Source organism: Bifidobacterium sp. POST2/T3 (B1), assembly GCF_058197115.1.
Map to the genome: position 1 here is coordinate 1 of NZ_JBVPQK010000254.1, position 3,806 is coordinate 3,806.

The following is a 3,806-nucleotide window of genomic DNA, read 5'->3' on the forward strand; positions in this document are numbered from 1 at the left end:
ACCGGAGGAAGCCAGGCACCCCAACCCCAACAGATCCTCTACCCGTACGGGCGAGTGCAACGGCCCAACCCAGATCCGACGCACAACGGCTATCAGTTCGACGGATGATTCACCGGCAACACCGCCTACAACTTCAGCACACCCGTCACCGAAAACATCATGCTCGCCGCTCGCTGGATCAGCAAAACCCCAGAAACACGTGGACCATCAGCCCCAACAAGGGAAGCCAGCCAGGCGATGAGACCACCACCATCGCCCCGCCATACAGCCGCAGCGGCGTTAAATTGAACCAAATCAGCAGTTCAATTGGATCTGGCAAAATGCACAATAGTGTTTCCTTGGCTGTGGGCAGCGACGGTAACGCGTACGCATGGGGACACAACACGTCTGGTCAGCTTGGCAACGGCACCAGCAGCGGCTTCAACGGTGCGAATCCTGTTCCTGGGTGTGTGTGCGCGCGACCCGAACAATCCCGAAAATACAAGCAAAAGCTTGAAAAGCGTTCAGATCAGCGCCGGTTTTGAGCATTCCATGGCGATTGATGCCCAAGGAAACACCTGGTCGTGGGGATGGAATTATTGGGGCGAACTCGGACAGAATACGACGAATGATGATATTCTTCCCCCAGCCCGAACATATAATCCCGACAATCCCACTATCCCCTTCAAAGCCAGCCAGGTCAGTGCGGGATACGACACGTCCCTAGCTGTCGACAGCAATGGAATTTCATGGTCGTGGGAACGAAACGATTACGGCCAACTCGGTTATACCAACTATGACAGTTCCACTGTTCACAGACAACCAGCAAAAGTGCGAAATCCTGCGTCCCCAAACAACACTGATCTAAGTCTAAACAGCACTCTAGTCAGTGCAGGAAATTGGGATTCTCTGGTTATCGGCAAGGAAGGATACACGTATGCATGGGGATACAACGGCTATGGTCAACTCGGCAACAACAGCTACAAAGATGCCTATGCCCCGGTGTTAGTGGAGTTCAACCTGTCTCGGGTGATCAGCGCGGCCAGGTTCGGCACTAGCCCCGGCAGGAATCTGACTCCTGTCGACAATAGCAATAGCGTCACCGTGTTCACGCCTGGACACCTGCCGGACACGGTCATAGTCAGCGTGGACTACACAATGGGCGGTTCAGGACAGACTTTGACCGACACCTCCCTCAGATACACGTACCTGTCTGCAGGCGTGCTCCCCCCCCCCCCGGACCGGAGCCGAAGGCATCATGCTCACCTGGCCACCGGCATGACCGACATGGGCGCGATGCTGGCCTCACGCCGCCACCGGAGGGAACAACACCGTCTATTGCACGCTTCGCACGAGTAAGAAAGGCCGCGGACGTATATCAACCCCCTTCCCGGCCGGAACAAGGAGAATAAGGAAGACAGGGCCTTATAAGGCTCATCCCCAAGAGAGCCGACACCCCTCCCACACCCCCACACACTTCAGCCAACAGGAGTTGAAGTCAAGCGCGCGCATTCACATTCAGGAGAGGAAAGAGAGACATGCGCAGGCAGATACAGGAAGCTCACAACCTTGGCCAGTCCGGCCGCCGTCCGTGCTTCAGTCTCGGCATGACTGCTGTAAGCAGCCGACTTCCTCGGTCGAGGAGATCATTATCGCCGATTGGTTACTTTGACTTGTGTGTTGTTTGTGTGCGGGGTGGTAGGGTGGAAACAGGGGTGTTGGAAGTCGGCCGGCTTTCGCTATTGGGTCCTGCAATCGGATGCAGGGCTGGCGTAGGTAGGTAGTAGAGCTTTCCGGCAGGAAGAAGCTTACATAGGCGAATGGTGTTGGCACCGTTTAGTACTGGTAAGGGGTTTGGTTTCATGCATCTGGTTTCCCGTCTGCGTCGCACATCGGCGATGATGCTCGTCCTGCTGGGCCTGCTGGCAGGCCTAGGCATCGCATCCGCCCAGGCGGATACTCCAATCCTCACAGGGGGGGGGGGGTCGTCAGACCCCTCGCGTAGCTGAGCAAAATCCCGCCTCTCTCCCCAGCAGCACACCCAGCACCCCCCTGTCTTCACCCTCACCTCTGGAAGCCGCTTCGCCGTTAAGCTCGGCAACGCCAAGTCCGAGAACCCCGTCATCGAAGACGAACAATCCAGACAACACGGCATCCGCCTCAACCAACCCGTCTGATAAAGCAGACGGTCAAGCCTCGCATACGGTGCGCTTCGACCCTGCCGACGGCAGCAAACCAACCCAGGCGAGCGTGAAAACCGGGACTCTCGCCTCCCCTCCGGAACGCAATCCCCGGCGTGATGGTTTCCGGTTCGACGGATGGACATATGACGGCCAGCCTTTCGACTTGCAGACCCCCGTCCTCCAGGACACGACCCTGAAAGCCCAGTGGACCAGGATCACGGACTGGACGCTGAGCCCGGACCACGGTCCCGCCTCCGGCAGCCAGCTGACCATCAGCCCACCCAACAGGCAGGAACCCTATTACACCAGCATCCAAGCCGCAGGCGAACAGTTCATCGGCCTGACCGGCGACGGCCGCATCTATTCATGGACGCAGGAGGGCACACCCAAACAGGTGCCCTCCCCCACCCAGGCTCCCCAAGGGTTCCATTATCTGCAGGCCGCAGCCGGCAGCGGACTGCAGGCCGCCCTCGGCTCCGACATGCACATCTACACCTGGACCAGCCGACAGGCCACACCTACCATCCTCAACACTGATCAGAACATCAGGTTCATCAGCATCAGCACGGACAATGACCAGTTGCTAGCGGTGGACCAGCAGAGCCGAGTCCACGCCTACCAGGCCAGCCAGGCCAACAACCAGGACCAGACCTCGGAATTCACCCAGCAGGTCAGGGCCGGCCTGCCCGGGCAGGCGCAGGTCGTGGCCACCGTCGCCTCCGACAAGCGGATCCTCATCGTGGACGCGGACGGGCAGGCCTGGACCTGGGAGACGAGCAAGATTGGAAAAGCCGAACCTTCGCGCATCGAACAGGAACCGGGCACGCGCATCATCCAAGCCCAAGCCCTCAGTGGAGGATTCCTCCTCCTGGACGCGGACGGACACGCCTGGTACCTGGCCGACAGCACGACCAGCTCTGCAACCAACAGCCTGCCGGAAAGCATGAAAGCCCGATCAATCACCGCCACCAAGGACCAGGGCATCATCACCGGTATGGACGGCCGCCTCTGGGCCTGGAAGCCCGGCAGCAAACCCGTCCGGGCGGACGACGGCAGCCAAACCTACACGCAGGCCGCCGAAGCCGACGGCAGGATCACCGCCACCAACAGACAAGGCAGCCTATACCAGTGGAGCCTGGACGCTCAAGGCAAGCCTGGCAAGCCATCCAAGCTCGACACCAGCACCGCGCCCACATTGGAATCTGCCAGCCTGGACAGTCAGCCCCTCAAACTCACCAAGACCGGCGACACCTGGCAGGCGGACATGCCCGCCCGCGAGCCCGGACCAGCCGCCATCACACTCGCTGGCAGACAAGACGGTCAGCCCTTCACCAAGAGCCTCAACTACACGGTCGACCAGACCCTGACCAGAGACGCCACTACAGACTCCACCCATACAGTCACCTTCGACACAGGCGAAGCAAACACCAAACCCGAAGACCAGAGTGTCTCCACCCCGTACGGCAGGGCCAAACGACCCTCCCCCGACCCGGTACGCGACGGCTACCAGTTCGACGGATGGTTCATCGGGCAGGTCGCCTACGACTTCAGCAAACCCGTCACCCAGAACCTCACCCTCACCGCCAAATGGACCCTCAAAGACCCCAACAACACCTGGAAAATCAACCCCGACAAAGGCAGCCA

General features: G+C 59.7%; 2 pseudogenes. Both read left to right on the top strand.

From position 1 onward, the window contains the following. Nucleotides 1-1,338 (top strand): annotated as a pseudogene (locus AC0AP0_RS10020) (RCC1 domain-containing protein); the annotation flags it as partial. Between the two features lie 503 nt (nt 1,339-1,841). Beyond that, nucleotides 1,842-3,806, top strand: a pseudogene (locus tag AC0AP0_RS10025) (InlB B-repeat-containing protein); the annotation flags it as partial.